We start from the raw sequence: 26,736 nt of genomic DNA on the forward strand, positions 1-26,736 counted from the left end.
GCGACGCTCCTTGTCGGCATGCCATAGAGTGGACGCGAAGTACGATTGCGGCAACTGCCCCGCTCTTCGAGACGCCACAAAAACCTGTGGGAGCGAGCTTGCTCGCGAAGGGGCCGTGTCAGACGCCATCATCAGTGGCTGACATACCGCTTTCGCGAGCAAGCTCGCTCCCACAGGGATCGAGGGTTGAAGGAGGTCAGGGTTATTCGGTGCGGCCCGGCAACATCCGCACCAGCGTGTTATCCCGCACCCAGTAGTGGTGAAACAGCCCCGCCGCCGCGTGCAAGCCGATCAGCCAGTAGCCGGCGCTGCCCAGCGTTTCATGCCAGTACTTGAGCTGTTTGGCGAAGTCCGGGTCGATGGCGACTGGTGCCGGGACGTGGAAGCCGAAGTACGGGAAGGGTTTGTCGGCCGCGGCGAGCATCAGCCAGGCGAGGATCGGCGTGGCGATCATCAGCACGTACAGCGCCAGGTGCATCAGGTGCGAGATGCCGGTCTGCCAGGCTGGCGGCTTCGGAGTGATCGGCGGGCGTGGGCTCAAGCGGCCGAGCAGACGCACCCAGACGAGGATGAAGATGCTCGCGCCGAACAGGCCGTGGAAGCCCATCAGCAGGCCGCGTGCTTCGCTGCCCTTGGGCATGTAGCCCTTGATTTCGACACAGGCATAGACGCCGACGAACAGCGCCAGCATCAGCCAGTGCAGGGTGATTGAGAGTTTTCCATAACGGGTGACGGCGGTGTCGCGAGTCATAACGTGCCTCGTGATTGTCGTGAGCGACGGTCTCGTCGCAATGGCAGGGCGAACCGATTGCACCACCCTGCCCTTGCAGCCTCAAGACCCCTTGCAGATTGCCCGCTCATTATCCTCACTTCACCTGCAAATTTTGTGAAAAAAACCTCTGTTATCTCACTCAACGCCTCGCCTCAGTTGTGCAGCAACGCAGCAGCGGATGACACCACCAGCAACACCGCCAGAATCCGGTTCAGCCACTGCAACTGCGCCGGATTGCTCAACCAGCGCGCAGCACCGCGACCGAGCAACGCCCACAGCGCCAGACACGGCAACGACACCAGAAAGAACGCCAGGCACAACGCGTTCAAGCCCTGCCCTTGCGCGGTAAATACGCTGATCACGGCAATCGCCATCATCCACGACTTGGGGTTGACCCATTGCAACAGCGCGGCGCCGAGCAGGCCCAGTTCGGCTTTTTCCTCGCCGGCAGCGGGATCGATGGCGGTGGCCGGCGCGGTGAAAATCTGCCACGCCAGCCACAGCATCCAGCCCATCCCCAGCGCACTGATCACCGGGCGCACGCCGGGCAGCATCAAGGTGCTGGCACCCGCACCGGCCACCCACACCAGTGACGCAGCGCCCGCCCCCGCGCCGAGAATGATCGGCAGGCACGGCCGCCAGCCGCGTCGGGCGCTGGTGCTGAGGACGATCAGGTTGGTCGGCCCCGGGGTGACCGAGGCAACGAAGGCAAAGAGGATGAACGCAAGCATGGCACGGCCCTGTAGAAAGTCAGGGCCTACTGTGATGGCTGAGCAGCGTGGTGGTCTTGAACGTTTGTTCAGCGTCGAAACGTGCCGATGGCGCGTTGCTGATAGGCGCCCGGCGTGATGCCGTAGGCACGCACGAACCAGCGGCCCAGATGACTCTGGTCGGCGAAGCCGAGGCGGCTGGCGACTTCCACTGGCTGCATGCCGGCGGCGAGCATCTGCCGGCCACGGCTGAGGCGCAGCTGGATCAGCCACGCGTGCGGCGCCAGACCGTAGGCCGCCTTGAACGCGCGGGTCAGGCGGAAACGGTCGGTGCCGCAGACGTCGGCCAGGGTTTGCAGGCTGATGTCCTGCTCGTGGTAGGCCACCAGATAATCGCGCGCCTGCCGGGCGATCAATGGCGCGCGGGATACGGCGGTGGGTTGCGGTCGCCGGTACAGATGAATCGCCAGTCGCTCCAGCAACGCATCCAGCGCCACATCGCGCACCATGCGCACGTCCTGCTTATGCAGCGCATTGAAGGCAAACAAGGTGGCGCGGGCCAGTTCGGGATCATCGTTGAGCACACTGCCGATCCCCGGCAAGCCGCTGCCGTAACTGCCCAGATGCAAACCGTCCAGCGCCTGCTCCAGCCACGAAGGTTGCAGGTAGAGCATGCGATAGGTAAAGCCGTCCGGGCTCGGCGCATCGCCATCATGGATGTCGCCGGGTTCGAGCATGAAGACTTTGCCCGGGGTACTGTCGTGCCGCGCCCGACGGCTGTTGAAGCGCTGCACGCCTTGCTCGGTGAAGCCGATCAGGTAGGTTTCGTGCCAGTGCGGATCGTAGGCGTGCGCGTGCCCGGCGAAATGCGCGTGCAGGGTTTCGATGCCGGTTTCCCGGTCGCGGGCAAGGTCGATCCAGTTGCTCATGGCGTGCGTACAGTGGTGGGCTGGGGCCAGTAATCCACAATTGGCGGGTTGAGGCTAGAAGGTTTGTGCATTTCAGATAGAGCGCTGATTGACCCGCGCCATCAACTGCTCGGCACTTTCCTTGCGTTCGGAATAGCGATCCACCAGAAAATCCTGGCGCTCGCGCAGCAGCACGGTGAACTTCACCAGCTCTTCCATCACATCAACCACGCGGTCATAAAACGCTGACGGTTTCATCCGCCCCGCCTCGTCGAATTCCGTGAACGCCTTGGGCACCGAAGACTGATTGGGGATGGTGAACATGCGCATCCAGCGCCCCAGCACGCGCAGTTGATTGACCACGTTGAACGACTGCGAACCGCCGCAGACCTGCATCACCGCAAGAGTTTTGCCCTGGGTCGGACGCACCGCGCCGAGCTCCAGCGGAATCCAGTCGATCTGCGCCTTGAACACCGCCGACATCGCGCCGTGGCGTTCCGGCGAACACCAGACCTGACCTTCCGACCACAGCACCAGCTCGCGCAGTTCCTGGACTTTGGGATGGTCGACCGGGGCGTCGTCAGGCAACGGCAGACCGGACGGATTGAAGATGCACGTCTCGGCACCGAAGTGCTCCAGCAAGCGTGCGGCCTCCTCCACCAGCAGACGGCTGAAGGAGCGTTCGCGGGTCGAACCGTAGAGCAGCAGGATGCGTGGTTTGTGTTCGTGCGAAGGTGATGTGATCCGGCCTTCGAACAGGCTGTGATCAAGATTGGGCAGGTGCTCTGACATATGTCCTCCGGCTCAGAGGGAGCCGATGCGATCCAGTTCGCGCTGAAGCTCAACGCGGCTGAGTGATTTGAAAGGAAGACCGAGGAAGGTTGCGCAGCGGCGCTCGATGATCGCCAGCGTGGCACGGAACGCGGCATCCACTGCGGCCTCGTCACCGCTCACATCAGAGGGATCTTCCAGCCCCCAATGGCATTTGATCGCCGGGCCGAAGTACACCGGGCAGGTTTCGCCCGCTGCCTTGTCGCAGACGGTGATGACGATGTCCGGCGGGTTGCCTTCAAAGGCGTCGTTGCCTTTGCTGTACAAACCGTCGATAGCGATACCGGCCTGTTGCAGCGTCGTCAGGCTGCGCGGCAACACTTGGCCCTTGGGGAAACTGCCGGCGCTCACCGCCTCGAAACCCTCGCGCGCCAGATGATTGAACATGGCTTCGGAAAGGATGCTGCGGCAACTGTTGGCCGTGCACATGAACAGGACACGCATGGATAGCTCCGGGGATATTTGAAATTCAGCAGCACGCGGTTTCGCGGGCAGGACGGCCGTCCATGTTGTGCAGGCGACAGGCATTGTCCTTGAGCCAATCGGCGTTGGCCGTGGCCGTGACCTTGAGGATCTGGTGAACCCAATCCGGCAGATCCGGGTTGAGCCGGTAATAGACCCACTGACCCTGACGGCGATCGAGCAACAACCCATTGCTGCGCAGTTGCGCGAGGTGGCGGCTGATTTTCGGCTGGCTGTCGTCGAGGGCACACATCAGCTCGCAGACACACAGCTCACCCTGCTCGGCAATCAGCAAGGTGGCGCGGACACGCGTTTCATCGGCCAGGCTTTTGAACAGTTCGGTGGGGGTGAGCATGGGGGGCGGGCTCGAACATATGGAAAACCGAATATACGGATATCCATATATTATTCAACCCCAGATGCGATCCCTTGTAGGAGTGAGCCTGCTCGCGATAGCGGTATGTCTGTGAAGCAGAAGTCGCCTGATACACCGCTATCGCGAGCAGGCTCACTCCTACAAGGGATTTGTGTGGGCAGGATCAGCCGCGTAACAGGCCTTGCTCCGCCTCACAGAGGCCGACGACATAGTCCCAGACCACCCGCAGCCGCACCGACTTGTGCAGCTCGCGCCGGGTGCTGATCCAGTAACTGCGCTCGATGCTGTCATCCGGCAACAACGCCACCAGATCCGGATCCGACGCGGCCATGTAGCAAGGCAACACCGCAATGCCCAATCCCGAGCGCGCCGCTTCCTGCTGGGCGATGACGCTGGTGCTATGGAACACCACGCGCGGGCTGCGGCAGAAGCTGTTGAGGAACATCAGTTCCTGACTGAACAGCAGGTCATCGACATAACCGATCCACGCATGCCGCGCAAGGTCTTCGCGGCTGCGCAACGGCGGTGCGTTGTCGAGGTAGCGTTGGCTGGCGTAGAGCGCCAACCGATAGTCGGTGAGTTTGCGCGTGACCAGCATGTCGGCCGCCGGACGTTCCAGATGAATGCTGATTTCCGCCTCGCGGTTGAGGATGCTGACGAAGCGCGGCACGGCGACCAGTTCCACTTCCAGTCCCGGATAACGTTCGAACAGGCCGATCATCCGGCTGGCGAGAAACTTGATGCCCAGCCCTTCGGTGACGCCGACACGGATCTTGCCCAGCGGTGCGGTGGACTGGGTGATTTCTTCCTGGGCCAGCAGCGCGACGTTCTCCATGGCTTCGGCGTGCTTGAGCAGCGCCTCGCCTGCCGGGGTCATTTCATAGCCCTGGGCGTGCTGGACGAACAGCGCGGTGCCGAGGCTTTTTTCGATCGCCTCGATGTGTCGGGCCACGGTGGCGTGAGTAGTGTTCAAGCGCCGGGCAGCGGTGAGCAGGCGGCCGCTGCGTTGCAACTCAAGAAAGAACCGCAGGTCATTCCAGTCGAACATGGGTTGTCCTTGTCAGCTATCGTCAATCCAGGCTGTTTGAAAACGCACAGCAGCTGCGCAAAAACTAACATTCTTTTAACGAAAGCTAACAACTAGAGTGTCCGACAATAAAAACAAAAAGCGAGGTCAGGGAATGCAGACTTCCCTTGAAGAATACGACTACATCGTGGTCGGCGCCGGCCCCGCCGGGTGCCTGCTGGCCAATCGACTGTCGGCAGACAAACAGCAGCGCGTGCTGCTGCTCGAAGCCGGCGGACGCGACAACTACGCATGGATTCACATCCCCGTGGGTTACCTGTTCTGCATCGGCAACCCGCGCACCGACTGGTGCTTCAAGACCGAAGCGCAACCCGGCCTGCAAGGTCGCAGCCTGAGCTACCCACGCGGCAAAGTGCTCGGTGGCTGCTCCTCGATCAACGGCATGATCTACATGCGCGGCCAGGCTGGTGACTACGACGGCTGGGCCGCCGAGGGCAATCCGGGCTGGGCCTGGAACGACGTGCTGCCGCTGTTCAAACAGAGCGAAAACCACTTTGCCGGCGCCGCTGAATTTCACGGTGCCAAGGGTGAATGGCGGGTCGAGCAACAGCGGCTGTCATGGCCGATTCTCGACGCGTTTCGCAGCGCAGCCGAGCAGAGCGGCATCGCCAGCATCGACGACTTCAATCAGGGCGACAACGAGGGTTGCGGCTACTTTCAGGTCAACCAGAAGGCCGGGGTGCGCTGGAACGCGGCCAAGGCCTTTCTCAAACCGATTCGCGAGCGGGTCAATCTGACGGTGCTGACCGGGGTTGAAGTGGATCGGGTGCTGCTGGAAAACGGTCGCGCATCGAAGGTCAGCGCGCGTCACGAAGGTCAGGTGAAAAACTTCAAGGCGCGCAAGGAAATCGTCCTCTGCGCTGGCGCCGTGGGTTCGCCGAGCATTCTGCAGCGCTCCGGGATCGGCCCGCGTCCGCTGCTCGAGCGCCTCGGCATCGGGGTGATTCATGAGCTGCCGGGGGTCGGCGGCAATCTGCAGGATCACCTGCAACTGCGCCTGATCTACAAACTGCAGAACGCTCGGACCCTGAATCAGATCGCCGGCAGCGTCTGGGGCAAGATGGGCATGGGCCTGCGTTATCTGTATGACCGCAGCGGGCCGCTGTCGATGGCGCCGAGTCAGCTCGGGGCGTTTGCCCGATCCGGGCCGGAGCAGACTTCCGCCAACCTTGAATACCACGTGCAGCCGCTGTCGCTGGAGCGCTTTGGCGAGCCGCTGCACAGCTTTCCGGCGTTCACCGCGTCGGTGTGTGATCTGCGTCCGCAGAGCCGTGGCCGTATCGACATCCGTTCGGTGGATCCGCAGGAAGCACCGCTGATTCAACCGAATTACCTCAGCCATCCTGAAGACCTGCGCGTGGCCGCCGACGCGATCCGCCTGACCCGCCGTATCGTCAGCGCCCCGGCCCTGCAAGCGTTCAAACCGGTGGAATATCTGCCCGGCGACAGCCTGCAAAGCGAAGAACAACTGCACGAAGCGGCGGCGCGAATCGGCACGACGATTTTCCATCCGGTCGGCACCTGTCGCATGGGCAATGACGCGGAAGCGGTGGTCGATGCGCAATTGCGCGTGCATGGCGTGCCCGGCCTGCGCATCGCCGACGCCTCGATCATGCCGCGCATCACCTCGGGCAACACCTGTTCGCCTACGCTGATGATTGCCGAGAAGGCGGCGCAGTTGATCCTCAACCCAACCGCTCCGAACTCCACCCTTGTAGGAGCGAGCCTGCTCGCGATGACGGAATAACGTTCAACATTTCCGTTGGCTGATACACCGCCATCGCGAGCAGGCTCACTCCTACAAGAACTGCGTCAATTCAAGACTCACCCGGACACGCAACACCAGTGGAACAACAAAAACAATCACTGTGAGGGATACCGATATGTCAGAACACGCTCAGCCGCTGGACGCCGCGAGCGGCGCCAGCACCAGCAATGCCACGCAGAAAGTCATCTTCGCCTCGTCCCTGGGGACGGTGTTCGAGTGGTATGACTTCTTCCTCTACGGCGCCCTCGCGGCGGTGATCAGCAAGCAGTTTTTCGCCGGGGTCAACGACACCACGGCGTTCATCTTCGCGCTGATGGCCTTTGCCGCCGGGTTTATCGTGCGGCCGTTCGGGGCGCTGGTGTTCGGTCGGTTGGGGGACATGATCGGGCGCAAATACACCTTCCTCGCGACCATCATCCTGATGGGCATCGCCACGTTCTGCGTCGGTCTGCTGCCGACCTACGCCAGCATCGGCATTGCCGCGCCGATCATTCTGGTGGTGCTGCGCATGCTTCAGGGTCTGGCCCTGGGCGGTGAATACGGCGGCGCCGCGACCTATGTGGCGGAACACGCGCCGATCGGCAAACGCGGCTTCCACACCAGCTGGATTCAATCCACTGCAACCCTCGGCCTGCTGCTGTCGCTGCTGGTGGTGCTCGGTTGCCGCTACTTCACTGGCGATCAGTTTGAAGTCTGGGGTTGGCGCATCCCGTTCCTGCTGTCGATCGTGCTGCTGGGCATTTCCACCTGGATCCGCCTGAGCCTGCACGAGTCGCCGGCGTATCTGAAAATGAAAGAGGAAGGCAAAGCCTCGAAAGCGCCGATCCGCGAATCCTTCGGCAAATGGGAGAACCTCAAGGTCGTGCTGATCGCGCTGTTCAGCATCAACGCCGGGCAAGCGGTGACCTTCTACGCTGCGCAATTTTACGTGCTGTTCTTCCTCACCCAGTTCCTGAAAATGGACCCGGCGGTGGCCAACAGCCTGCTGATCATCAGTGTGGTGATCGGTGCGCCGTTCTTCATCATTTTCGGCTGGCTGTCGGACAAGGTTGGACGCAAACCAGTGCTGATGCTCGGCCTGCTATTGGCGACCGCGCTGTACTTCCCGATCTTCAAATCCCTGGCGCATTACGCCAACCCGGCTATCGATCAGGCCAGCCGTCAGGCGCCGATCACCGTGCTGGCCGATCCGGCCACCTGCACCTTCCAGTTCGACCCGGTGGGCAAGGCCAAATTCGACAGCCCGTGCGACAAGGTCAAGACCTTCCTGGTCAAGCAGGGCCTGCCCTACTCCAGCGTCGCCGCTCCGGCCGGCAGTGGCGTGCAGGTGAGCATCGGCGACGTGAAGATCGACGGCTACGACGAATCGGCCCTGCGCGGCGCGGTGACCCTCGCCGGCTACCCGCAACAGGCCGACCTGCAACAGATCAACAAACCGATGATCGTGGCGCTGATCGTCGCGCTGATCATCATCTCGGCCATGTGCTACGGCCCGCTGGCTGCGCTGATGGTCGAACTGTTCCCGACGCGCATCCGCTACACCTCGATGTCCCTGCCGTATCACATCGGCAACGGCTGGTTCGGCGGTTTCCTGCCAACGGTGTCGTTCGCGCTGGTGGTGTACACCGGGGATATTTTCTATGGGCTGTGGTACCCGGTGCTGATTACCGGGGTCAGCCTGGTGGTGGGGATGATCTGTCTGCGAGAGACGAAGAATATCGATCTCGATAAGAACTGAATCTGAAACATGATCCTTTGGTAAAAAAACCTGCGGCGAGGGGATTTATCCCCGATGGGGTGCGTAGCGCCCCCCGTGAAAAAGGGGACTACTGCGTAGTCCATCGGGGATGAATCCCCTCGCCACAATTAAATCTCTTCCTCCAGGAACTAAGCGTCAGCCTTGATCACCTCAAACTTCACCTGATCCGGATAAAACGCCACGTAGTCACGAATCGGCGCGACCGAGACTTTCGGATTTTCGTAAGTCCACACCGCATTCGCCCCCTCATGCCCCGGCACTTGCAGGCTGAAGTAATTCGCATCGCCCTTGTACGGGCAGTAACTGGTGTGGTCGGTGCGGGCGAAGTATTTCTCGTCGATGTCTTCGCGGGGCACGTAGTACACCGGCGGGTAGTTGGCCTCATGGAGCACCAGCACATGCGAGGACGCCGCGACCTGGATGCCGTGGAATTTCACCAGCAGGCAACCGGGGAGTTCTTCGAGGGTGATGACGGGATTGAGGCCGGTGGTGCTCATTGGGGTTACTCCTGAATACGGCGCAGAGAGACCGGTTCAGGTATAGCTCATAGGTTCAGACCAGGGTGATTTTGCAGCCGAACGGCCAAGGTCCCTCACCCCAACCCTCTCCCTTCGGGAGGGGGTTAGGGTGAGGGCTGCTCTTCTGGCATCAAACCACGATATCAGTCGCCACCGCCTGCCCCACCACACCCACGGCAAAGTCAACCTGCCCCTGCCCGGTCAGATCGACCAGCAGCCCGGTCTGACCGTTCTGCGCGTAGTAAGTCAGAATCGCATCGCCCGCGTGGCCGGTGAAACTGCTGACGAAGTTCAGTGACGCCGCCCCCGTGGCAAACGCAGCGATGCCCGAGAGGTCGATCTTGTCCACACCGCTCTTGAAATCCATGATCCAGTCCGGCTGGTTGTCGGTCGAATCGCTGGCTGCGCCGAACACGAAGGTGTCTGCGCCCTCGCCGCCCCACAGCACATCCGCGCCGCCACCGCCGTAAAGGATGTCGTTGCCGGCTCCGCCGAACAGATGGTTGACGGCCGAGTTGCCGATCAGCAGGTCATTGCCCGAACCGCCAACCGCATTCTCCACGGTCACGCCATAGGCAATCGATACGTTGCCGACCAGCCCGCCAACGTCAGAGAACGAACCCTCATTGAGGTTGATCTTCTGGTTCTGGGTGAAGCCGGAGAAGTTCAGCGTATCGTTACCGCCACCGTCCCACACTGAGAACACAACTTTCGACGCCGCCGATGTTGCGCTGTAGAAATCGCGGCCGGCGTTGGAGCCGAAACCGTAGGTGGTGTCATCGGCGCGGGTTGCATAGTTGGCGCCGTAGAGTTTCTGCACCGCCACGATATCGTCGAGCAACGGCGCCGAGGCGTAGGCGCCGCTGCCGTCCTTGCTGAAGTTCTGGTCGGTGTTGGCTTCGCTCCAGTAGCTCATCAGGCTGTAGCCACGGGTGTCTTCGGCGTACTTGGCGTCGTTGTAGGTCGGGCTGCCGTTGCCGGCGTTGTAGGCGCCCGGGTGCGACAGGCCAAGGGTGTGGCCGATTTCGTGGGTCAGGGTCTGACGCCCGTAGTTGTTGGTGTCCGGGGTCTTGTTGACCTGATATTGATTGTTGATCAGGTACCACGACTGACCGTCATAGCTGCCGCCGCTCGGCAGGTAGGCGAACGCTGCGCCGCCGGTGCTGACGTCGTAGTTGCCGAAGGTCATGTGGCCGTCGCCGCCCTTGCCTTCAGTGAACGTGACCTTGGCCACGTCGGCCCAGGATTGCATGGCCAGTATGGCTTGAGCCTTTTGCTGAGCGCTGAACTGGCTGAAGTTGCCGAGGTTCGGGTTGTAGTTTGCCGGTTTCTCGGTAAGGAAGGTGTAGGTCAGGGAGATTTTGCCGTCGCCGTTCTTGTCGTGCCACGACAGGTTTTTGCGCAGGATTTCGTCGGCTGCCTGATCGGCGGTGAACGACGGTTTGCCGTTCACCAGGCCGACGCCACGGTCGTACAGGTGGCTGAAGGCGTTCACTTCGTCATAGGCGCTGCTGGATTTTGCTTTGGCTTGAGCCATGGTGGGACTTCCTTGTTTCAGAGTTGGCAGTACGCGTCGAGCACGGCGATCCACTGGCGAGATCGTCCGGTCACTCGCGTTTCTGAGAAGCCCGTTGAACCTGACACGGGCGTCAACTGCCTTGCCAATCGATTTCTCGATAGCCGCTCGCGACGTCCCGGTAATACCGGTCATCTCCGGCAATGTTTTGATCTGTATATCCATACAGATAAAAGTTGCCCCGAGCGCCAACTGCGGCCATCCTGTGCACCTCCAGTGAACTGATCGACGACGGTGGTTATGCGGCTGTACCTCTGTGAAAAACCTTCCCAGGCCAAAGACATCGCGGCCGTGCTGGGCGCCAGGCGTCGGGGCGACGGCTGCTGGCTGGGAACGGACGTCACAGTGACCTGGTGCATCGGCCATCTGCTGGAAACCGCGCCGCCGGATGCCTACGACGCGCGCTACAAGCGCTGGGTGCTGGCGGATCTGCCGATCATTCCCGACAAATGGAAAATGACCGTCAAGCCGCGCACCGCCAGCCAGTACAAGGCGGTCAAGCGCCTGCTTGGCGAGGCCAGCGAACTGATCATCGCCACCGACGCCGACCGTGAGGGCGAGATGATTGCCCGGGAACTGGTCGAGCACTGCCGCTATCGCGGGCCGATCCGCCGCTTGTGGCTGTCGGCGCTGGATGAAGCATCGATCCGCAAGGCTCTGGCCGCGCTGAAGCCAGGGGCGGAAACCTTCAGCCTGTATCACTCGGCGCTGGGGCGCTCGCGGGCCGACTGGCTGATCGGCATGAACATGAGTCGCCTGTTCACGCTATTGGGCCGGCAGTCCGGCTATCAGGGCGTGCTACCGGTCGGCCGGGTGCAGACGCCGACACTGCGGCTGGTGGTGGACCGCGACCGCAGCATCGCCGATTTCGTGCCGGTGCCGTATTGGGCGATCGATGTGCACCTGCTGCACGATGGCACGCCGTTCACCGCGCAATGGCGTGCGCCCTCCGACGCTTGCGACGATCAGGATCGCTGCCTGAATCAGGCGCTGGCCCAGCAGGCAGCCGCCGCTCTGAACAGCGCCGCCAGTGCGCGGGTGGTCAAACTGCGCACTGAACGCATGCGTGAAGTGGCACCGCTGCCATTCGATCTGGGCACCCTGCAGGAGGTCTGCTCGAAGAAACTCGGTCTCGGCGCCCAGGAAACCCTCGACATCGCCCAGGCGCTCTACGAAACCTACAAAGTCATCACCTACCCGCGTAGCGATTGCGGCTTTCTGCCGCTGAGCCAGCACAGTGAAGCGCCGGGGATACTGGCGGCACTGCGTCAGGCCGACCCGAGCCTTGACGTGTTGAACGGTCACCTCGACCCGCAGCGCCGCTCACGGGCGTGGAACGACGCCAAGGTCAGCGCCCACCACGGCATCATCCCCACGGCGGCAGCAAAAAATCTCGAGCGTCTGAGCGGCAAGCAACGGGCGGTCTATACCCTGATTCGTGCGCGTTATCTGGCGCAATTTCTGCCCAACCATGAATACGATCGCACCCAGGCCGACTTCGATTGCGCCGGGGAAGCGTTGCGTGCCGTCGGCAAGCAGATCATCGAACCGGGCTGGAAGCGCGCCTTGCCCGAAGCCCTCGCCCCGGCCAAGGGCCGTGAAGCGCCAGCCCCGCAAACCCTGCCGGCGCTGAGTCAGGGTATCGATTGCGCCGTGGCCGGCGTGAACCTCAAGGATCTGTGGACCCAGCCGCCGAAGCCCTACACCGAGGGCGACCTGATCAAGGCGATGAAGAACGTCGCCAAACTGGTGGAAGATCCGTTGCTCAAACAGAAACTCAAGGACACCACCGGCATCGGCACCGAAGCGACCCGCGCTTCGATCATTCAGGGTCTGCTGGATCGAGGTTATCTGGTGAAGAACGGCAAGGCGCTGGCCGCGACGCCGGCGGCCTTCAGCCTGATCGACGCCGTGCCCCGGGCGATTGCCGATCCCGGCACTACCGCCATCTGGGAACAGGCGCTGGACATGGTGCAGAGTGGCGAAATGAGCCTGGAAGAGTTCGTCACCAAACAGGCGGCGTGGATGAGCAAGCAGGTCACCCGCTGTTCTGCGCTGAGCCTGACCATCAGCGGCCCGCCACCGGCCGGCAAGGCTGCTGCGCCGTGGAAGAAGAAACGCAAATCGACGCGCAGTAAAACCGCCGGGGCAGCCAAACGCACAACGAAGTAATGATCTTTACTCTGGTGGGGGATTCTGTGGTGAGGGGATTTATCCCCGATGGGCTGCGAAGCGGCCCCAGCTTTTACTTAAACTAGAGGACTGCTGCGCAGTCCATCGGGGATAAATCCCCTCGCCACAAGGTGTGAGTTCACATTATCGGGTTCATCACCGCAGGGAGTTAACCCAATGCCCACCATCGAACTGCACCCCGCCTACCGCGACGAACTGCAAACCATCGAAAACCTCATGCAGTTCTACATGTACGACTTCAGCCAATGGCTACCACTGAAACTCGGCGAACACGGCTTCTTCAGCATTCAGCAGAAGGACGATTACTGGCGCAATCCCGCTACCCAACCGTTCCTGATCCGCGTCGACGGTGAACTGGCCGGCTTCGTGACCGTGGATAACGACACCCACATCGACGGCGCCGAACACAACATCGGCTACTTCTTCCTCACCCGGCGTTTTCGTGGCCAAGGCGTCGCGCAGTTTGTCGTCTCTGCCCTCTTGAGCCGTCTGCCCGGTCAATGGCAGATTTTTCACATCGACGCCAACCTGCCTGCGCAGCGCTTCTGGGCCAGGTTGATCCCCGAATTGACTGGCGGCGCAGTCACCCGCCAGCAGCGCGCCGTGGACGGTTACCCCTGCACCTTCTACGTCCTGCGCGCCCCCGCATCCGTTGCCTGAACGGAACTTTTCTCATTCCAAAACCGCTTTGTCCGACAATATGTAGTGAGCAAAAATAATCACTACAAAACCGTTGACGGCACCGTTTTGCTTTTGCATGATGAAGACGTTCCCCGATCGGGAACATCGGTAACACGCTTGAGCAAACTCGTCTGACCGCCGAGTTGTTTTTTCCGGATACACGCTGCCCACAAGGCAGATTGAAGAGCTGACCTGGCCTGAACGTCCAGTACAAGGACGAGAAGCGCTGGCGAAAATTCTCAAGACGCTTGTGGTCGACCCTGAAAACGTCGTCAAGGAGCCTCCCGGTTTTCGCTGCTTCTCCTCGTTGTGACGCTATTGCGTAGCAGTTATTCAACACGACTACATGCAACAGACGCATGACCCCGTACTTCACACGGGCGACCGCTGACGTCCTGGTTTCGGTGCCAGGGATCAACTAACCGATGGGCTACCTGTATTAGCGAATCAACTTTGAAAGATCACCAGACTGGTCAAGGGGCAAACATCATGAATCTGAACAATCAACCTACTATCGAAGAACTGGCTCGTATGTTCGCTGCGCAAAAAGACAGCCACGACAGCCACATTCTCTGGATCAGCAAGTCGGGTCAGGTGCATATCGACTGCCTGTCACCCCACGCTGGTGAAGAAGAATTCGACCGCAGCAACCAGAACCTGCTGGCCCGCCTGAAGATGTACCGCCGCGGCCACGGTTATGTCGGCAAGAAAGCTGCGGCCGACAAGGACTTCATCGGCAATGTGCTGCAGACGCTGAAACAGGCGTGGGATTCGATGCAGAACAAGAATGAAGTTCGGGTGATTGACCGGTTCTACTGAGTTACAACTTCAATAAATAAAAAGGGCCTGCTTCCAACAGAAGCAGGCCCTTTTTATATCCGCAATTCACCACACAATCCTGTGGGAGCGGGCTTGCTCGCGAATGGGCCGGGTCAGTCACCATCACCTCAACTGAGACACCGCATTCGCGAGCAAGCCCGCTCCCACAGGGGGCTGTGTTGTTGGTCAGATTTTCGTTTGCAGGACCAGATTCACAAACGCCAGCGCCGCCGCACTGTGGTAATTATTCTGCCGCCGCAACAACGCCGCCCCACGCTGCGGCGCTTCGTTCTCGACGCTCAAGCGACGCAACGCCCGGTCTTCGCTGGCAATCGCTTCGGGCAACATCGTCGCCATCGGCGAATGCCGCACCACCTCCAGCAACGTACTTACCGAGTTCACCTCGATCCGCACCTGTGGCGTGACCCCCTGCTGACGGAAATACTCATCGATCGATAACCGGGTGATGAAATCCGGTGCCAGCAAGGCGAAATCCAGTTGCGCAAGATCACTCGATGTCAGCACCGCGCTGCTGTCGTACAACGGATGCTCGCGCCCGACCATGATCCCCAGGGTTTCGGTAAACGCCGGGATACACTCGATGTCCGGGTGGCGCACCGGGGTAAAGGCAATCGCGATGTCCAGCGAATCGTCCGCCAGCCCCGCCTCGATATCATCCATCGACAGCTCGAAAATCTGCAGATGGATACCCGGATAGCGTGCGGCGAAATCACGTACCAACGGCCCGACCAGATAGGCCATGAACGTCGGCGTCATGGCCAGCCGCAAGCGCCCCCGCGACAGATCCTTAACGTCATGCAACGCCCGCTTGCCCGCCTCCAGTTCCACCAACACGCGCCGCGCACACTCAATGTAAGCCTCACCGGCATCGGTGGGTTTAACGGTGCGCGAGGTGCGGTCGAACAGATTCACCCCGAGGCTTTCTTCCAGTTGGCGGATCTGTTGCGACAGGGTCGGCTGCGACACATGCAACGCCTCCGCCGCCCGGGTGAAGCCGCCGTGATCGGCAACGGCCAGCAGATATCGCAAATGTCGCAGCAGCATGGGATCACCATCTATAGGCAGTGCTTATGCGAAGCATTGTATATCGGTCTTGGACGCTATGGATCAATCGGCAGAAGATGGCTCCCACACAGCAAGCCAACCTTGAAAGGAGTGACACCATGCAACAGTCCCACGCCTATAACGATGCCAGCCTGGCCCTGACCACCCGCATTCTCGACATCAAGGCCCGCAAGAATCTGTCATGGCAAGATCTTGCCGATGGCACCGGCCTGAGCCTGGCCTACGTCACCGCTGCCCTGCTCGGCCAGCACCCGCTGCCACAAGACGCCGCGCAAGTGGTTGGCGACAAACTCGAACTGGACGCCGACGCCGTTGCCGCCCTGCAGATCATCCCGCTGCGCGGCAGCCTCAGCGGCGTGCCGACCGATCCGACCATCTACCGCTTCCACGAGATGATCCAGATCTACGGCACCACCCTCAAAGCCCTGGTTCACGAGCAGTTCGGCGACGGCATCATCAGCGCCATCAACTTCAAGCTCGACATCAAGAAAGTCGAAGACCCGGAGGGCGGCTCCCGCGCCGTGGTCACCCTCGACGGCAAGTTCCTGCCGCTGCGTCCGTTCTGATCCACCCCGGCCCGCACCCCGTGTGCGGGCCCATCCAAACCTCAATTGCCAAGTCGTCACCACATCTGCCTGGAGGCTGCCCCATGCACAAAATTCTGTTGACCCTGACCCTGCTCGCCGGCCTTGCCGCCCAGGCCCAGGCTGATGAAGAGGCGATTGCCTACCGATACGGCATGACTCTGGATATTGCTGAAATCGTGAGCATCACCCCGGTCACCGACGTCTGCGGCGCTGTACCGGTCGAGATGACCTACCTCGACAGCCACGGCGCAAAACACATTCTTCAATACAGCGAATTCGGCACCGGCTGTTCGAACTGAGAGGACAACACCATGAAAAACCTGATCGAAGGCTTTCTGAAGTTCCAGAACGAGGCGTTTCCGCAACGCACCGAGCTGTTCAAGCACTTGGCGACCACTCAAACCCCGGGCACCTTGTTCATCACCTGTTCCGACAGCCGCGTCGTCCCGGAACTGCTGACCCAGCAAGAACCCGGCGAGCTGTTCGTGATCCGTAACGCAGGCAATATCGTGCCGTCCTACAGCCCGCATCCGGGCGGGGTGTCGGCAACGGTGGAATACGCGGTGGCGGTGCTTGGGGTGACGGACATCGTGATCTGCGGCCACTCCGATTGCGGCGCGATGACCGCGATTGCCCAGTGCAAATGCATGGATCATCTGCCCGCCGTCAGCGGCTGGCTGCAACATGCCGAGTCGGCGAAAGTGGTGAACGAGGCGCGGCCGCACGCCAATGACGCGGCGAAATTGAGTTCGATGGTGCGGGAAAATGTGATCGCGCAACTGGCGAATATTCAGACCCACCCGAGCGTGCGCCTGGCCCAGGAGAAAGGCCTGCTGAATCTGCATGGCTGGGTGTATGACATCGAGACCGGCTCGATCAATGCGCTGGCGGCGGATCGCCGCACGTTTGTGCCTCTGGCTGAGCAGCCGGCGACTTGTGCCATTCAGGCAAACGCCAGCGCAGTTGCCTGATACAAGTCCGCTGAGGTGAAGAGGAACTTGTGGCGAGGGGATTTATCCCCGATGGACTGCGCAGCAGGCCCGATCTCTTGGGGCCGCTTCGCGCCCCATCGGGGATAAATCCCCTCGCCACAGGGCCGGTGTGCATCAATCGGGATAAGGCGTTTTCAGCGTTTTACGCTGAGGTCGATCTGGGTCATACGACTACGCACCGTGAACACGCCATCCCCCGAAAGGATCGCACTGCGCGCAAACAGGCGCCCACTCTCCCAGTTCGAAAGCCCCAGTTCCGGCTTGTTCAGCGCGTACTGGCCATCGACCCAACGGGTAATCCCGTTACCCACAAACGGCGCGTTCACGGCGTTGTAAAAACGCTCTTGCGCAGCAGCATCCTCGCTGATCAGCGACACCGTGAACTGTGGGCTGTAGCGGTTGAACAGCGCGATCGCCTGATCCAGATCGTCGACGATCATCAGGCTGACTTCCGGGGTTTCTTCCCACTCCCACTCGCAGCCCAATTCGGATTCCGCCAGCACTTCGGCCAGGGCTTCGGTCTGATAACCCTCGGCGCGATAGACCTCGACTGTCGCGTTCTGCCACTCGGCCGGCAGGTAACTTTCGCTGCCTGCGACGATGTGCAATTTGCAGCCCTGCCCGCGTGCGCTGCCGGCCTGCTTCAGCGCATCGAGAAACAGCGGCACCAGTTCGATGGCGCGATCGCGTTGAATCAGGCAAACGTTCAGGGTGTTGCAGACTTTGCGATCCAGCGAGTTGCGCACCACGGCGGCAAAACGTGTGGCATCGGCGTGACGATCGGCTATCAGCCACGCGCCACCAGTGCCGTGCAGGCTGACCGCCGTGCCCGCCTGCTGGGCGATGCTGCCCAACTGGCTGACCGCGCGGCCCGAACCCCGGGCCACCGCCAGCGACAGACGCCGGTCGGCGAACATCGCCCAACCGGCGGCGTGATTGACGCTTTCCACCAGCGACACCGCACCCGCCGGCAGACCGGCATCGGCCAGCGCCGGATTCAGCGCGTGAGTGACGATTGCTTGCGCGGTGCCCAATGCATCGCTGCCGATGCGCAGCACCGCGGTGTTGCCGGTGCGCAGTACACCGGCGGCATCGGCGAACACGTTCGGCCGTCCTTCGAACACGAAAGCCACGATGCCCAGCGGCGACACCACTTGCTCGACCTTCCAGCCGTCGTGTTCGACGCTGCTGATGACCTTGCCGCGCGTGGCCGGCGCATCCCGCCAGGCGCGCAGACCGGCGATCATGTCGCGGCGCATGCGTTCGTCGGCGAACAGTCGGGTGGTCGAGCGGCCACGGGCCTTGGCGCGTTCGATGTCGGCCAGGTTGGCGGCTTCGATCAGGTTCCAGCACTCCGCGGTTTCCAGGCGTTGCGCGAACAGATCGAAGAAGTGGCTGATGGCTTCGTCGGAGACTGCCGACAATGCAGTGAATGCCGCTTCAGCACGCTCGATTGCCACCGCAGCCGCTTGTTGATCGACCACCGGAATCAGCAACAGCTCGCCACTCACCTGCTCGACCAGCAGGTGGTCACCGGGCTGAAACCGCGCCGCCAGTTCGGGGCTGACCACGGTCACGCGGTTACCAGCGAAAGGGATCGGCGTGCCAGCGACTAGACGTTCGAGCGCAAGAGACATGAAGCGGATTCACCATATGAGGGGCGGCCGGAAAATGTATAGGAACTGCGCTCTCCGAGGCAACACAAAACCCTTGTGGGAGCGAGCCTGCTCGCGAATGCGGTGGATCAGCGAGAGATGCATCGACAGGCACGACGCTTTCGCGAGCAGGCTCGCTCCCACAGGGTTTTTTTAGTGTTTGGAAGATCGGGTCAGAACACCGACCAGCCAATCCGCGAACTGAGCATCTCCAGCGCCGCCATCCCCGCCAGCGAGTTACCGGCAGCATTGAGTTCCGGCGACCACACGCACACGCTGAACTGCCCCGGCACCACCGCGACAATGCCGCCGCCAACCCCGCTCTTGCCCGGCAAGCCGACGCGATAAGCGAAGTTGCCGGCCTCGTCGTACAGGCCGCTGGTGGCCATGATCGAGTTGACCTGCTGAGTCTGGCGCCGAGTGAGGATCTGTTCGCCGCTGTGTTTGCAGAAACCGTCGTTGGCGAGGAAGCAGAATGCGCGGGCCAGATCGATGCAGTTCATGCGCAGCGCGCAGTGGCTGAAGTAGCTGCGCAGCACCGCTTCGACGTCGTTGTGGAAGTTGCCGAACGATTGCATCAGGTACGCCATGGCCGCATTGCGGGCGCGATGCTGGTACTCGGATTCGGCGACCTTGCCATCGACGATCACCTGCGGATTGCCCGACAGGCGCCGCACGAAGTCGCGCATCGACAGGGCTGGCGCGGCGAAACGCGACTGGTTGATGTCGCAGATCACCAGCGCCCCGGCGTTGATGAACGGATTGCGCGGGCGCCCGCGTTCGAACTCCAGTTGCACCAGCGAGTTGAACGGCTGGCCGGACGGCTCGTGCCCCAGGCGCTCCCAGATCGCCTCACCGGAATGCTCGATCGCCTGCACCAGGCTGAACACCTTGGAAATACTCTGCACCGAGAACGGCGTCTCGGCGTCGCCGGCGCAATACATTTCGCCGTCGTTGCCATACACGGCGATGCCCAGCTGATTGGCCGGCACGGTGCCGAGGGCGGGAATGTAGTCAGCCACTTTGCCCTGCCCGATCAAGGGCCGGACAGCGTCAAGAATCTCGTTCAACAGCGCTTGCATGCCGGGTTCCGAAGTCTCGCCCCATGGGATTGCGGGGACACTGGGGCTAGACGCTGCGCAAGCTTGCGGAATCACACAAACCCCTTTGTAGGAGTGAGCCTGCTCGCGATAGCGGTGTATTTGTGAAGTTGATCTTTCTGATACACCGCTATCGCGAGCAGGCTCACTCCTACAGGGTTGTATGTATGACTGGAATTCAGTGTGCGCCGTCGAGACCGGCGAGCAGCGCACTGTCGCGGCTGTAGATATCCGGCGCATAACGCACCTGCCCATCCTTGCCGACCTGCGCCGTCCAATAGGTCATCAGGATCGGAACCGGTGCCGACAGGCGGAATTCGTGGGTGCTGCCGGTGGCGAGCAAGGTGTCGGTGCGCGTACGTTCCGCCGGGGTCAGCAACAGGTCGCGCAGTTGCATCGGGTGCTCGACCCGCACACAGCCGGAGCTGAAGGCGCGCGGGCCTTTGTCGAACAGGGCCTTGCTCGGCGTATCGTGCAGGTACACCGCGAATGGGTTGGGGAAGCGGATCACCAGTTGCCCCAGCGGATTACGCGGCCCGGCCTCCTGGCGCAGCATGATGTTGCCGGGGTTGTCCCAGTCGATATCCGCTGCGGCCAACGGCTGACCATGGGCGTCGAGCACCTGCAGATTCTGCCGGCTGAGGAAGGTCTGGTCCTTGCGGATCGCCGGCAGCTTGTCTTCTTTCCAGATGGTCGGCGGCACGGTCCAGGTCGGGTTCAGCGTCAGGCGCGTGACCCGGGATTTGAGCAGCGGGGTCTGCCGCTCGGCGCGACCGACCTGGGTACGGGTCTGCCAGACCGGCACGCCGGCCTGATACAGGGTCAGTTCAGCGGCGGCGACGTTGACCAGCAAACCGTCGGGTTCCATGTCCTGCGCCAGCCAGCGGAAGCGCTCAAGGTTGACCCGCAACTGCTCGCGGCGCGTCAGCGGGCTGATGTTGAGCTCGGCAATCGTCCCCGGCCCGACTACCCCGTCGGCCTGCAACGAATGGTTGGCCTGGAAGCTCTTCACCGCTTCCACCAGCACACCCTCATAGGCATTGCCGGGCGTGCCGATGGCGTGGGTCAGATAGCCTTCGTTGAACAGGCGTTGGGCCAGTTCCGGCACGCGTTTGTCTTCCATCGCCGGGCGCAGCAACGGGCCGTTGCCCACCGACTGCCAGTGCGGCAAGGCCTGCAGCCGCTGGCTGGCGTAGAGGTGGCGCAGGCTCTGGTATTGCGCCAGACGCGGGCGCGCCAGATCGAACGCAGTCTTGATGTCCTGCAGACCGGGCACGGCGATCGCCAGCAATTCCGCCTGACGATCACGCGGGGTGTCATCGGAATGCCACAGCGGCTCGAAATGCGATTGCAGCAGACGACCGTAATGCAGGTCCTGCAGGGCTTGAAGATAAGAGCGGCTGATGTCGATATCGGCGCACAACTCGCCGTCCTGCGGCGGGTTGGCCGCCACCGGGTAGCGCTTGGGATTGAGGCCATCATCGGCCAACAGCTGTAACTGCGCGCGCAAGGCCGGCAAACGCCCGGACTCGCTGGCCCACACCGGCAGCCAGTCCTGCTGCTGATAGAACGCCTGCAATTGCGTCAGCGCCGCGCCGCTCAGGTGCGCGGCAATCGCCGGGCACGCCTGGGGTAAACCGATCAGCACCGCTTGCAGCGGACTTTGCGGCTCGAGCGGCATTTCCGCCGGCGGCGTCGGCAGGGTCTGCAACGCTGGCAGCGGCTCATCGGCGCAAGCGACAAACGGCGCAGCGAGCAAACAAATGCTCAAGTAGCATGCGTACTTTTTGAACAACTGCTTTACTCCAATCCGTGGCCGTCTGAATGACGGTCAACCTTACATCAGGTGCGCTGAACAGTCAGGCTCGAAACAGGGGTCTGTCGGGTATGACTGGGAGTCAGGAGCCAAAGTGCCAAATAAGTAGCAAGTGAGGACACTTTATAAATGTTGACGTATTTGCGCCGACTTCTGCTGACCACCGCGACCCTCGTCGTCGTGAGCAGCCCAGCTTTCGCCGCCGGCAAACCATCGCCGGTGCTCTTCACCAGCCTCGCCCACGCCGCGCCGGAACTCAATCCCCAAGCGCTGAAAGGTGCCTTGAGCGCCATGCAATGCGCAGTGAACAATGGTGCGAGACCCTCACGCCACCTGGCGATCATCGACTATTCGCAGCCCTCCACCGCCCGCCGGCTGTGGATCTTCGATCTGAACAGAAAGAAACTGGTGCTGCGCGATCTGGTCGCCCACGGTTCAAATTCCGGGGAAAATTTCGCTACCCAGTTCTCCAACCGCGAAGGCAGTTACCAGTCCAGCCTCGGTCTGTTCCGCACCCAGGAAAGTTACGAGGGGACCCACGGTTATTCGCTGCGCATGGACGGTCTGGAACCGGGCTTCAATGACCTGGCCCGCGACCGCGCCATCGTGATCCACGCCGCCGACTACGTGAATCCGTTGTGGAGCAAGCGTCAGGGCCGTATCGGTCGCAGCCAGGGTTGCCCGGCGGTGCGCCCGCAAGTGGCGAAGCAGGTGATCGATAAACTCAAGGACGGCCAGTTCATGTTCTCCTGGTACCCAGACCAGCGCTGGCTGAAGTCCTCGCCGTACCTCAACTGCCAGCCGCAGCAAGTGGCGAGCATCTTGAGTACCCACGCCAGCTGACGATCAGGGCCACGACCATCAGCGCCGCCGCAACCCCGAACGTGCTGTGCAAGCCACTGCCGATGACCTCGGCCGGGGCTTGCGTCGGGTCGCCCGTAGCGAAGGCAAACACCGCACCCATGAACGCCGCGCCAGTGATCAGTCCGAGATTGCGTGACAGCCCGAGCAGGGCCGACACCACGCCGCGCTGATCCTGACTGACCATGGCCATCAACCCGCTATTGTTGGCCGCCTGAAACAACGCGTAATTGCTGGCAATGACCGCCATCGGCAGCAGATACGCCGGCAGACCGAGACTCATCGGCAACAATGCCAACAAACTGCAACCACCGGCCAAACCGAACAACGCCCCCGGCACCACCCGCCGCGCACCGAAGCGATCCACCAGACGCCCCGCCGGCACCCCGCCGCACGCCGCCAGCAGCGGCCCGACCGACAATGCCAGGCCGACCACGGTGCTGCCCAGTCCCAGGCCCCGGCTCAGGTAAAACGGCCCGACCACCAGCGTAGTCATCATCACCGTCGTCACCAGCAACGTCAGCGCCAGGCTGCTGCTCAGTCGCGCATCGGCGAACAATGACAAACGAATCAGTGGCGCCCTGGCTTTCATCTCGACCGCAACAAACACCCCTGCTCCGCACAGGCTGACCAGCAACAACATCAGGGTGAATCCATCAACTGTCATCGCCAGCGCGTAGGCCGCCAGCGTCAACACCAGTACCCCGCTGCCGAGATAGTCAAACGCGACCCTCGACTTCGCTGGCCGATCCGCCGGCAGATATCGATAAACCAGCCACGCGTTGAGCAGGCCCAACGGCACGTTGAGGACAAAGATCGACGGCCAGCCGACATGCGTGATCAGCAGACCGCCCAGCGATGGCCCGAGGCTGGTGCCGGTGGCCGACATGGTTGCCAGCAAGCCCATCGCACTGCCCGCCCGCGCCTTGGGCACCGCATCCGCCACCAGCGCCACCGTCAAGGCGAACATGATCGCCGCGCCAAGGCCCTGCACGGCCCGCGCGCCGATCAACCAGCCCAGCCCCGGCGCCAGCGCACAGCACAGCGAAGCACTGGTAAAAATGCCGATGCCGATCAGCAGCAGTCGCCGCCGCCCGAACACATCGCCCAGACGCCCGACGCTGACAATCAACGTGGTGACCGCCAGCAGGTAGGCCAGCACGATCCACTGCACCTGTTGAAACGTCGCCTCGAACGCTGCAGCCAAGGTCGGTAATCCGGCATTGGCGATGCTGGTGTCCAGCGACGGCATCAACATCGACAGCGCCAGACTGGTCAGCGCCCAGCGGGCTTGAGGGGGCAAGGGGGATCCGGGCATCGGGCGCTCCTGGTGCAAAGGTCAGACGGCATAGCCTGCGTCTCGACAAGGCAAGGCGCAAGACGCATGCTTTGCACTTGATACCTGCACGGAACGCCATGTCATGAGCACACCGGATCTGAACCTGTTGATCACCCTCGACGTGTTGTTGCGCGAAGGCAGCGTCGCCCGCGCCGCGCACATTCTGCGGCTGAGCCCGTCAGCGATGAGCCGCGCCCTGGCCCGGCTGCGCGAAACCACTGGCGATCCGTTGCTGGTGCGCGCCGGCCGAGGTCTGGTGCCGACCCCGCGTGCGCTGGAATTGCGTGAGCGGGTCAGCGCTCTGGTGCAGGAAGCCGAGGCGGTGTTGCGTCCCGCCGAAGTGCTCGATCCCGGCCAATTGCAGCGCACCTTCACCCTGCGCAACACCGACGGTTTTGTCGAAACCTTCGCCGCCGCGCTGCTCGCGCGCATCGCTGAAGAAGCACCCGGCGTGCGCCTGCGCTTTGTGCAGAAAGCCGACAAGGACAGCACGCCGCTGCGCGAAGGCCGGGTCGATCTGGAGACCGGCGTGGTCGACGACAGCACCGACCCGACGCTGCACAGCCGCATTCTGTTTGAGGATCACTGGATCGGTGTGGTTCGTGAGGGCCATCCGTTGAGCTCGGGCAAGATCAGCAGCAAACGTTTTGCCGGCGGCCAGCACATTCTGATCTCACGGCGCGGGCGCAGCAGCGGCCCGGTCGACGAAGCGTTGCTCGCCGCAGGTCTGACGCGGGATATCGTCACGTCATTCGGCGGCTTTTCGGCGGCGCTGACGCTGGTGCGCGAATCGGACCTGATCGCCACGGTTCCGGAGCGTCACACCAGCAAGCTGCGCATGGGCCTGCACAGCTTCGCCCTGCCCTTCAGGATGCCGCCGATCAGCGTGTCGATGCTCTGGCACCCGCGCATGGACGCCGACCCGGCGCACCGCTGGTTGCGCAATTGTGTACGAGAAGTCTGCGTTTAACGCGCATCGCCCCCAGACGGTTTGTAGAACAGGAATTTGCCGACCGCAGCGGTCTTTCGGTATTCCCTGGCCCAGCTCGGATGCACGTTGCGATCATGAAAGTACAGCGCGCCATGGGTCCGATCCGGCAACTGGCGGTTGAGCGCCTTGCCGGCGATGTCCTTGGCCAGAGTGTATTCGGCGTCTTCCTTGACCTGATCGGCCTTGCCGTCGCACCACCAGGAAAACTGGCAGCTCTTGGTTTCCGACCCTTGCTTGACCACTGCGCACACGGTGTCGGGGAAGCCGTCATGGCCGAGGCGGTTCATCACCACGTTGGCCACCGCCTCCATTTCCAGCGTATCGCGGCCCTTGGCTTCCCAATAGATACTGCGCGCCAGACAGGTGATCGGATCGTCCAGCGGCGCGGTGCCAGCGGGGTCAACCGCCTGCACTTCGGTGGGGGTGATCGCTTCGGATTTGGGTGCCGGTGCCGCGCTGACTTTGTCGGCGGCCTTCTCTTCCAGCACTTGAGCCTTCTCTTCGGCCTTGGCCTTGATCGGCGCCTGTTCGGTGGCGCTCACAACGCCGGCCATAAGGGTTAATGCGAAACAGCCAGCCAACCATTTCAATCCCATGTCTGTTCTTCCGGCAGCGCCCGTTCCGGGCAAGGTGTTTCGTGGGGGAGACGCCCGGTTCCCGGGGCCTTCGGAGAGTGTAGACGGCAAATTTCGGCGCATTGTTCCGCAGAAAAATCCGCACGATGAAGAAAAAGACATTGCACTGACCGGGGGCCTTTCGCGCATCATGAGCGCACTCAGCTCAAGGGAGATTTCCATGCGCTTCATGCCATCCGTTTTGCGTTTCGCCGCGCTGGCCGTGGGGCTGGCCGTGGCCGCCTCGGCCATGGCTGCCGACGAGTCGCAACTGATCGAGTCGATCAATGCCTACCGCAGCCAACCGCAGCGTTGCGGCAGCCAGGCGTCCAGTGAACTGCCACCGCTGTCGGCCGACCCACGGCTGAGACTGCCGGCCGCCGGTGCGGTCGATCTGCAACAGGCCATGGCCAGCGCCAGCTACCCGATGGTCAACGTGCAGGCGATCACCCTCAACGGCCCACGGGATGCGGCGTCGGCGATGCAGGCGATTCAGGAGAGCTTCTGTCAGGTGGTGCTGGATCCGCAGTTCGTCGATGTCGGTGTCAGCCGCGCCGATCGTGACTGGCGAATTGTGCTGGCACGACCACTGCTGTCGGCGAAGCTCGGCGATGCGCAGAGCGAAGGCCAGAAGTTGCTCGAACAACTCAACGCTGCTCGCGCCCAACCGCGTCAATGCGGCGGCCAGGCCTTTGCCGCGGCCGGGCCACTGGCCTGGAACGCGAGCCTGGGCACGATTTCCCAGGATCACAGCCGCGACATGGCCAACAACAACTACTTCGACCACAAGGACCGCGACGGCCGCACACCCGGAGACCGCGCCGAACTGGCCGGCTACAGCGGCCAACTGGTCGGCGAAAACATCGCCGCCGGGCAAGACACCGTGCGCAAGGTCGTCGACGGCTGGCTCGCCAGCCCCGGCCACTGCGCCAACCTGATGAACCCGCAATACAAGGAACTCGGCGCCGCCTACGCGACCGATCCAAAGAGCAGCGCCGGGATTTACTGGACCGCGATGTTTGGGGCGCAGTAACTCCCAAAAACACTAGTGTTGCCAGTGGGAGTTGGCTTGCCAGCGATGAGGCCAGCACAGTCAACATCGATGTCGACTGACCCATCGCCTTCGCTGGCAAGCCAGCTCCCACAATGATTGGCAGTGTTCTCACCTCTTCCAATAACCCCCATCCCCTGTGGGAGCTGGCTTGCCAGCGATGAGGCCAGCACAGTCAACATCG

General features: G+C 62.1%; 26 protein-coding genes. 11 read left to right on the plus strand and 15 right to left on the minus strand.

Annotated elements, in window-relative coordinates; genetic code table 11:
- Window positions 1-202 precede the first annotated feature (202 nt).
- The 7 genes from ACOYXG_RS15845 to ACOYXG_RS15875 all read right to left on the minus strand — a co-directional run bounded on the left by ACOYXG_RS15845 (window position 203) and on the right by ACOYXG_RS15875 (window position 5,107).
- Entirely contained in the window at window positions 203-751 is a 549-nt protein-coding gene (locus ACOYXG_RS15845; RefSeq protein ID WP_346833928.1) for a cytochrome b, read from the minus strand.
- Between the two features lie 173 nt (window positions 752-924).
- Entirely contained in the window at window positions 925-1,503 is a 579-nt protein-coding gene (locus ACOYXG_RS15850; protein WP_460352710.1) for a LysE family translocator, read from the minus strand.
- 68 nt (window positions 1,504-1,571) lie between these two features.
- A complete protein-coding gene (locus tag ACOYXG_RS15855; protein WP_460352712.1) occupies window positions 1,572-2,411 on the minus strand; it encodes an AraC family transcriptional regulator in 840 nt (279 codons plus the stop codon).
- A 72-nt stretch (window positions 2,412-2,483) separates the two neighbouring features.
- On the minus strand, window positions 2,484-3,182 hold the full coding sequence (gene arsH / locus ACOYXG_RS15860; protein ID WP_460352714.1) for an arsenical resistance protein ArsH: 699 nt from the start codon (window positions 3,180-3,182) through the stop codon (window positions 2,484-2,486).
- A gap of 12 nt (window positions 3,183-3,194) precedes the next feature.
- Window positions 3,195-3,665, minus strand: a complete 471-nt coding sequence (locus tag ACOYXG_RS15865; RefSeq protein ID WP_103368888.1) for an arsenate reductase ArsC — start codon at window positions 3,663-3,665, stop codon at window positions 3,195-3,197.
- A 25-nt stretch (window positions 3,666-3,690) separates the two neighbouring features.
- Window positions 3,691-4,038, minus strand: coding sequence for a metalloregulator ArsR/SmtB family transcription factor (locus tag ACOYXG_RS15870; RefSeq protein WP_095136524.1), 348 nt, complete (start codon window positions 4,036-4,038; stop codon window positions 3,691-3,693).
- Window positions 4,039-4,222: 184 nt separating this feature from the next.
- A complete protein-coding gene (locus ACOYXG_RS15875) occupies window positions 4,223-5,107 on the minus strand; it encodes a LysR family transcriptional regulator (protein ID WP_045122518.1) in 885 nt (294 codons plus the stop codon).
- A 133-nt stretch (window positions 5,108-5,240) separates the two neighbouring features.
- Here ACOYXG_RS15875 and ACOYXG_RS15880 point away from each other — a divergent pair, with 133 nt between their 5' ends.
- Together ACOYXG_RS15880 and ACOYXG_RS15885 are read left to right on the plus strand one after the other, a co-directional pair.
- Window positions 5,241-6,893, plus strand: coding sequence for a GMC family oxidoreductase (locus tag ACOYXG_RS15880; RefSeq protein WP_460352717.1), 1,653 nt, complete (start codon window positions 5,241-5,243; stop codon window positions 6,891-6,893).
- Window positions 6,894-7,029: 136 nt separating this feature from the next.
- Window positions 7,030-8,652 (plus strand): MFS transporter, encoded by a 1,623-nt coding sequence (locus ACOYXG_RS15885; protein WP_097090285.1) that lies wholly within the window; start codon window positions 7,030-7,032, stop codon window positions 8,650-8,652.
- Window positions 8,653-8,801: 149 nt separating this feature from the next.
- Here ACOYXG_RS15885 and ACOYXG_RS15890 read toward each other — a convergent pair whose 3' ends face one another.
- Window positions 8,802-9,170 (minus strand): DUF427 domain-containing protein, encoded by a 369-nt coding sequence (locus tag ACOYXG_RS15890; RefSeq protein WP_103368892.1) that lies wholly within the window; start codon window positions 9,168-9,170, stop codon window positions 8,802-8,804.
- Between the two features lie 151 nt (window positions 9,171-9,321).
- The gene (locus tag ACOYXG_RS15895) at window positions 9,322-10,728 is read right to left on the minus strand and encodes a serralysin family metalloprotease (protein ID WP_097090284.1); all 1,407 of its coding nucleotides are present in this window, start codon (window positions 10,726-10,728) and stop codon (window positions 9,322-9,324) included.
- 279 nt (window positions 10,729-11,007) lie between these two features.
- On the opposite strand from ACOYXG_RS15895, the gene ACOYXG_RS15900 reads away from it, so the two are divergent.
- From ACOYXG_RS15900 to ACOYXG_RS15910, 3 genes are all read left to right on the plus strand, one after another.
- Window positions 11,008-12,939 carry a DNA topoisomerase III gene (locus ACOYXG_RS15900; protein WP_460352720.1) on the plus strand — a complete coding sequence of 644 codons (1,932 nt, stop codon included), beginning with the start codon at window positions 11,008-11,010 and terminating at the stop codon, window positions 12,937-12,939.
- Window positions 12,940-13,116: 177 nt separating this feature from the next.
- Window positions 13,117-13,620: a GNAT family N-acetyltransferase gene (locus tag ACOYXG_RS15905; protein WP_460352722.1), complete on the plus strand. Its 504-nt coding sequence runs from the start codon at window positions 13,117-13,119 to the stop codon at window positions 13,618-13,620.
- Between the two features lie 510 nt (window positions 13,621-14,130).
- Window positions 14,131-14,460, plus strand: a complete 330-nt coding sequence (locus ACOYXG_RS15910) for a hypothetical protein (protein ID WP_007966852.1) — start codon at window positions 14,131-14,133, stop codon at window positions 14,458-14,460.
- Window positions 14,461-14,646: 186 nt separating this feature from the next.
- On the opposite strand, the gene cynR is transcribed toward ACOYXG_RS15910, so the two are convergent.
- Window positions 14,647-15,525: a transcriptional regulator CynR gene (gene cynR, locus ACOYXG_RS15915; protein WP_460352725.1), complete on the minus strand. Its 879-nt coding sequence runs from the start codon at window positions 15,523-15,525 to the stop codon at window positions 14,647-14,649.
- Between the two features lie 119 nt (window positions 15,526-15,644).
- Here cynR and cynS point away from each other — a divergent pair, with 119 nt between their 5' ends.
- The 3 genes from cynS to ACOYXG_RS15930 all read left to right on the plus strand — a co-directional run bounded on the left by cynS (window position 15,645) and on the right by ACOYXG_RS15930 (window position 17,104).
- Window positions 15,645-16,112, plus strand: coding sequence for a cyanase (gene cynS, locus ACOYXG_RS15920; RefSeq protein ID WP_097090280.1), 468 nt, complete (start codon window positions 15,645-15,647; stop codon window positions 16,110-16,112).
- An 83-nt stretch (window positions 16,113-16,195) separates the two neighbouring features.
- On the plus strand, window positions 16,196-16,432 hold the full coding sequence (locus ACOYXG_RS15925) for a DUF2790 domain-containing protein (protein WP_096796353.1): 237 nt from the start codon (window positions 16,196-16,198) through the stop codon (window positions 16,430-16,432).
- Window positions 16,433-16,444: 12 nt separating this feature from the next.
- A complete protein-coding gene (locus ACOYXG_RS15930) occupies window positions 16,445-17,104 on the plus strand; it encodes a carbonic anhydrase (protein WP_460352727.1) in 660 nt (219 codons plus the stop codon).
- Window positions 17,105-17,259: 155 nt separating this feature from the next.
- Here ACOYXG_RS15930 and ACOYXG_RS15935 read toward each other — a convergent pair whose 3' ends face one another.
- The 3 genes from ACOYXG_RS15935 to ACOYXG_RS15945 all read right to left on the minus strand — a co-directional run bounded on the left by ACOYXG_RS15935 (window position 17,260) and on the right by ACOYXG_RS15945 (window position 21,675).
- Window positions 17,260-18,762 carry an aldehyde dehydrogenase family protein gene (locus ACOYXG_RS15935; RefSeq protein ID WP_460352729.1) on the minus strand — a complete coding sequence of 501 codons (1,503 nt, stop codon included), beginning with the start codon at window positions 18,760-18,762 and terminating at the stop codon, window positions 17,260-17,262.
- A 191-nt stretch (window positions 18,763-18,953) separates the two neighbouring features.
- Complete coding sequence (gene glsB, locus ACOYXG_RS15940; RefSeq protein WP_027611723.1) at window positions 18,954-19,862, minus strand: glutaminase B; 909 nt, start codon at window positions 19,860-19,862, stop codon at window positions 18,954-18,956.
- 196 nt (window positions 19,863-20,058) lie between these two features.
- Window positions 20,059-21,675, minus strand: a complete 1,617-nt coding sequence (locus tag ACOYXG_RS15945) for a L,D-transpeptidase family protein (RefSeq protein ID WP_460352732.1) — start codon at window positions 21,673-21,675, stop codon at window positions 20,059-20,061.
- A 150-nt stretch (window positions 21,676-21,825) separates the two neighbouring features.
- Here ACOYXG_RS15945 and ACOYXG_RS15950 point away from each other — a divergent pair, with 150 nt between their 5' ends.
- Window positions 21,826-22,539, plus strand: coding sequence for a murein L,D-transpeptidase catalytic domain family protein (locus tag ACOYXG_RS15950; RefSeq protein ID WP_027611721.1), 714 nt, complete (start codon window positions 21,826-21,828; stop codon window positions 22,537-22,539).
- Here the strand turns inward: ACOYXG_RS15950 and ACOYXG_RS15955 are convergent.
- Window positions 22,487-23,875, minus strand: coding sequence for an MFS transporter (locus ACOYXG_RS15955; protein ID WP_460352734.1), 1,389 nt, complete (start codon window positions 23,873-23,875; stop codon window positions 22,487-22,489). The genes ACOYXG_RS15950 and ACOYXG_RS15955 overlap by 53 nt on opposite strands.
- A 103-nt stretch (window positions 23,876-23,978) precedes the next feature.
- Here ACOYXG_RS15955 and ACOYXG_RS15960 point away from each other — a divergent pair, with 103 nt between their 5' ends.
- Window positions 23,979-24,866, plus strand: a complete 888-nt coding sequence (locus ACOYXG_RS15960; protein WP_027611719.1) for a LysR family transcriptional regulator — start codon at window positions 23,979-23,981, stop codon at window positions 24,864-24,866.
- Here ACOYXG_RS15960 and ACOYXG_RS15965 read toward each other — a convergent pair.
- The gene (locus ACOYXG_RS15965) at window positions 24,863-25,483 is read right to left on the minus strand and encodes a cell wall hydrolase (RefSeq protein ID WP_460352737.1); all 621 of its coding nucleotides are present in this window, start codon (window positions 25,481-25,483) and stop codon (window positions 24,863-24,865) included. The two genes, ACOYXG_RS15960 and ACOYXG_RS15965, sit on opposite strands and share 4 nt — an antisense overlap.
- Before the next feature lie 199 nt (window positions 25,484-25,682).
- Here ACOYXG_RS15965 and ACOYXG_RS15970 point away from each other — a divergent pair, with 199 nt between their 5' ends.
- Complete coding sequence (locus ACOYXG_RS15970; protein WP_460352739.1) at window positions 25,683-26,534, plus strand: CAP domain-containing protein; 852 nt, start codon at window positions 25,683-25,685, stop codon at window positions 26,532-26,534.
- Window positions 26,535-26,736: the final 202 nt, after the last annotated feature.

This window comes from Pseudomonas sp. G3-39 (assembly GCF_054790485.1).

Coding starts and splice junctions, on each gene's coding strand:
- ACOYXG_RS15935 (WP_460352729.1), bottom strand. CDS start 18,762: ATGTCTCTTGCGCTCGAACGTCTAGTCGCTGGCACGCCGATCCCTTTC.
- ACOYXG_RS15910 (WP_007966852.1), top strand. CDS start 14,131: ATGAATCTGAACAATCAACCTACTATCGAAGAACTGGCTCGTATGTTC.
- ACOYXG_RS15960 (WP_027611719.1), top strand. CDS start 23,979: ATGAGCACACCGGATCTGAACCTGTTGATCACCCTCGACGTGTTGTTG.
- ACOYXG_RS15870 (WP_095136524.1), bottom strand. CDS start 4,038: ATGCTCACCCCCACCGAACTGTTCAAAAGCCTGGCCGATGAAACGCGT.
- ACOYXG_RS15905 (WP_460352722.1), top strand. CDS start 13,117: ATGCCCACCATCGAACTGCACCCCGCCTACCGCGACGAACTGCAAACC.
- ACOYXG_RS15925 (WP_096796353.1), top strand. CDS start 16,196: ATGCACAAAATTCTGTTGACCCTGACCCTGCTCGCCGGCCTTGCCGCC.
- ACOYXG_RS15950 (WP_027611721.1), top strand. CDS start 21,826: ATGTTGACGTATTTGCGCCGACTTCTGCTGACCACCGCGACCCTCGTC.
- ACOYXG_RS15885 (WP_097090285.1), top strand. CDS start 7,030: ATGTCAGAACACGCTCAGCCGCTGGACGCCGCGAGCGGCGCCAGCACC.
- ACOYXG_RS15850 (WP_460352710.1), bottom strand. CDS start 1,503: ATGCTTGCGTTCATCCTCTTTGCCTTCGTTGCCTCGGTCACCCCGGGG.
- cynS (WP_097090280.1), top strand. CDS start 15,645: ATGCAACAGTCCCACGCCTATAACGATGCCAGCCTGGCCCTGACCACC.
- ACOYXG_RS15930 (WP_460352727.1), top strand. CDS start 16,445: ATGAAAAACCTGATCGAAGGCTTTCTGAAGTTCCAGAACGAGGCGTTT.
- ACOYXG_RS15880 (WP_460352717.1), top strand. CDS start 5,241: ATGCAGACTTCCCTTGAAGAATACGACTACATCGTGGTCGGCGCCGGC.
- ACOYXG_RS15965 (WP_460352737.1), bottom strand. CDS start 25,483: ATGGGATTGAAATGGTTGGCTGGCTGTTTCGCATTAACCCTTATGGCC.
- ACOYXG_RS15865 (WP_103368888.1), bottom strand. CDS start 3,665: ATGCGTGTCCTGTTCATGTGCACGGCCAACAGTTGCCGCAGCATCCTT.
- ACOYXG_RS15845 (WP_346833928.1), bottom strand. CDS start 751: ATGACTCGCGACACCGCCGTCACCCGTTATGGAAAACTCTCAATCACC.
- ACOYXG_RS15895 (WP_097090284.1), bottom strand. CDS start 10,728: ATGGCTCAAGCCAAAGCAAAATCCAGCAGCGCCTATGACGAAGTGAAC.
- ACOYXG_RS15875 (WP_045122518.1), bottom strand. CDS start 5,107: ATGTTCGACTGGAATGACCTGCGGTTCTTTCTTGAGTTGCAACGCAGC.
- ACOYXG_RS15855 (WP_460352712.1), bottom strand. CDS start 2,411: ATGAGCAACTGGATCGACCTTGCCCGCGACCGGGAAACCGGCATCGAA.
- ACOYXG_RS15955 (WP_460352734.1), bottom strand. CDS start 23,875: ATGCCCGGATCCCCCTTGCCCCCTCAAGCCCGCTGGGCGCTGACCAGT.
- ACOYXG_RS15970 (WP_460352739.1), top strand. CDS start 25,683: ATGCGCTTCATGCCATCCGTTTTGCGTTTCGCCGCGCTGGCCGTGGGG.
- ACOYXG_RS15890 (WP_103368892.1), bottom strand. CDS start 9,170: ATGAGCACCACCGGCCTCAATCCCGTCATCACCCTCGAAGAACTCCCC.
- arsH (WP_460352714.1), bottom strand. CDS start 3,182: ATGTCAGAGCACCTGCCCAATCTTGATCACAGCCTGTTCGAAGGCCGG.
- ACOYXG_RS15900 (WP_460352720.1), top strand. CDS start 11,008: ATGCGGCTGTACCTCTGTGAAAAACCTTCCCAGGCCAAAGACATCGCG.
- cynR (WP_460352725.1), bottom strand. CDS start 15,525: ATGCTGCTGCGACATTTGCGATATCTGCTGGCCGTTGCCGATCACGGC.
- glsB (WP_027611723.1), bottom strand. CDS start 19,862: ATGCAAGCGCTGTTGAACGAGATTCTTGACGCTGTCCGGCCCTTGATC.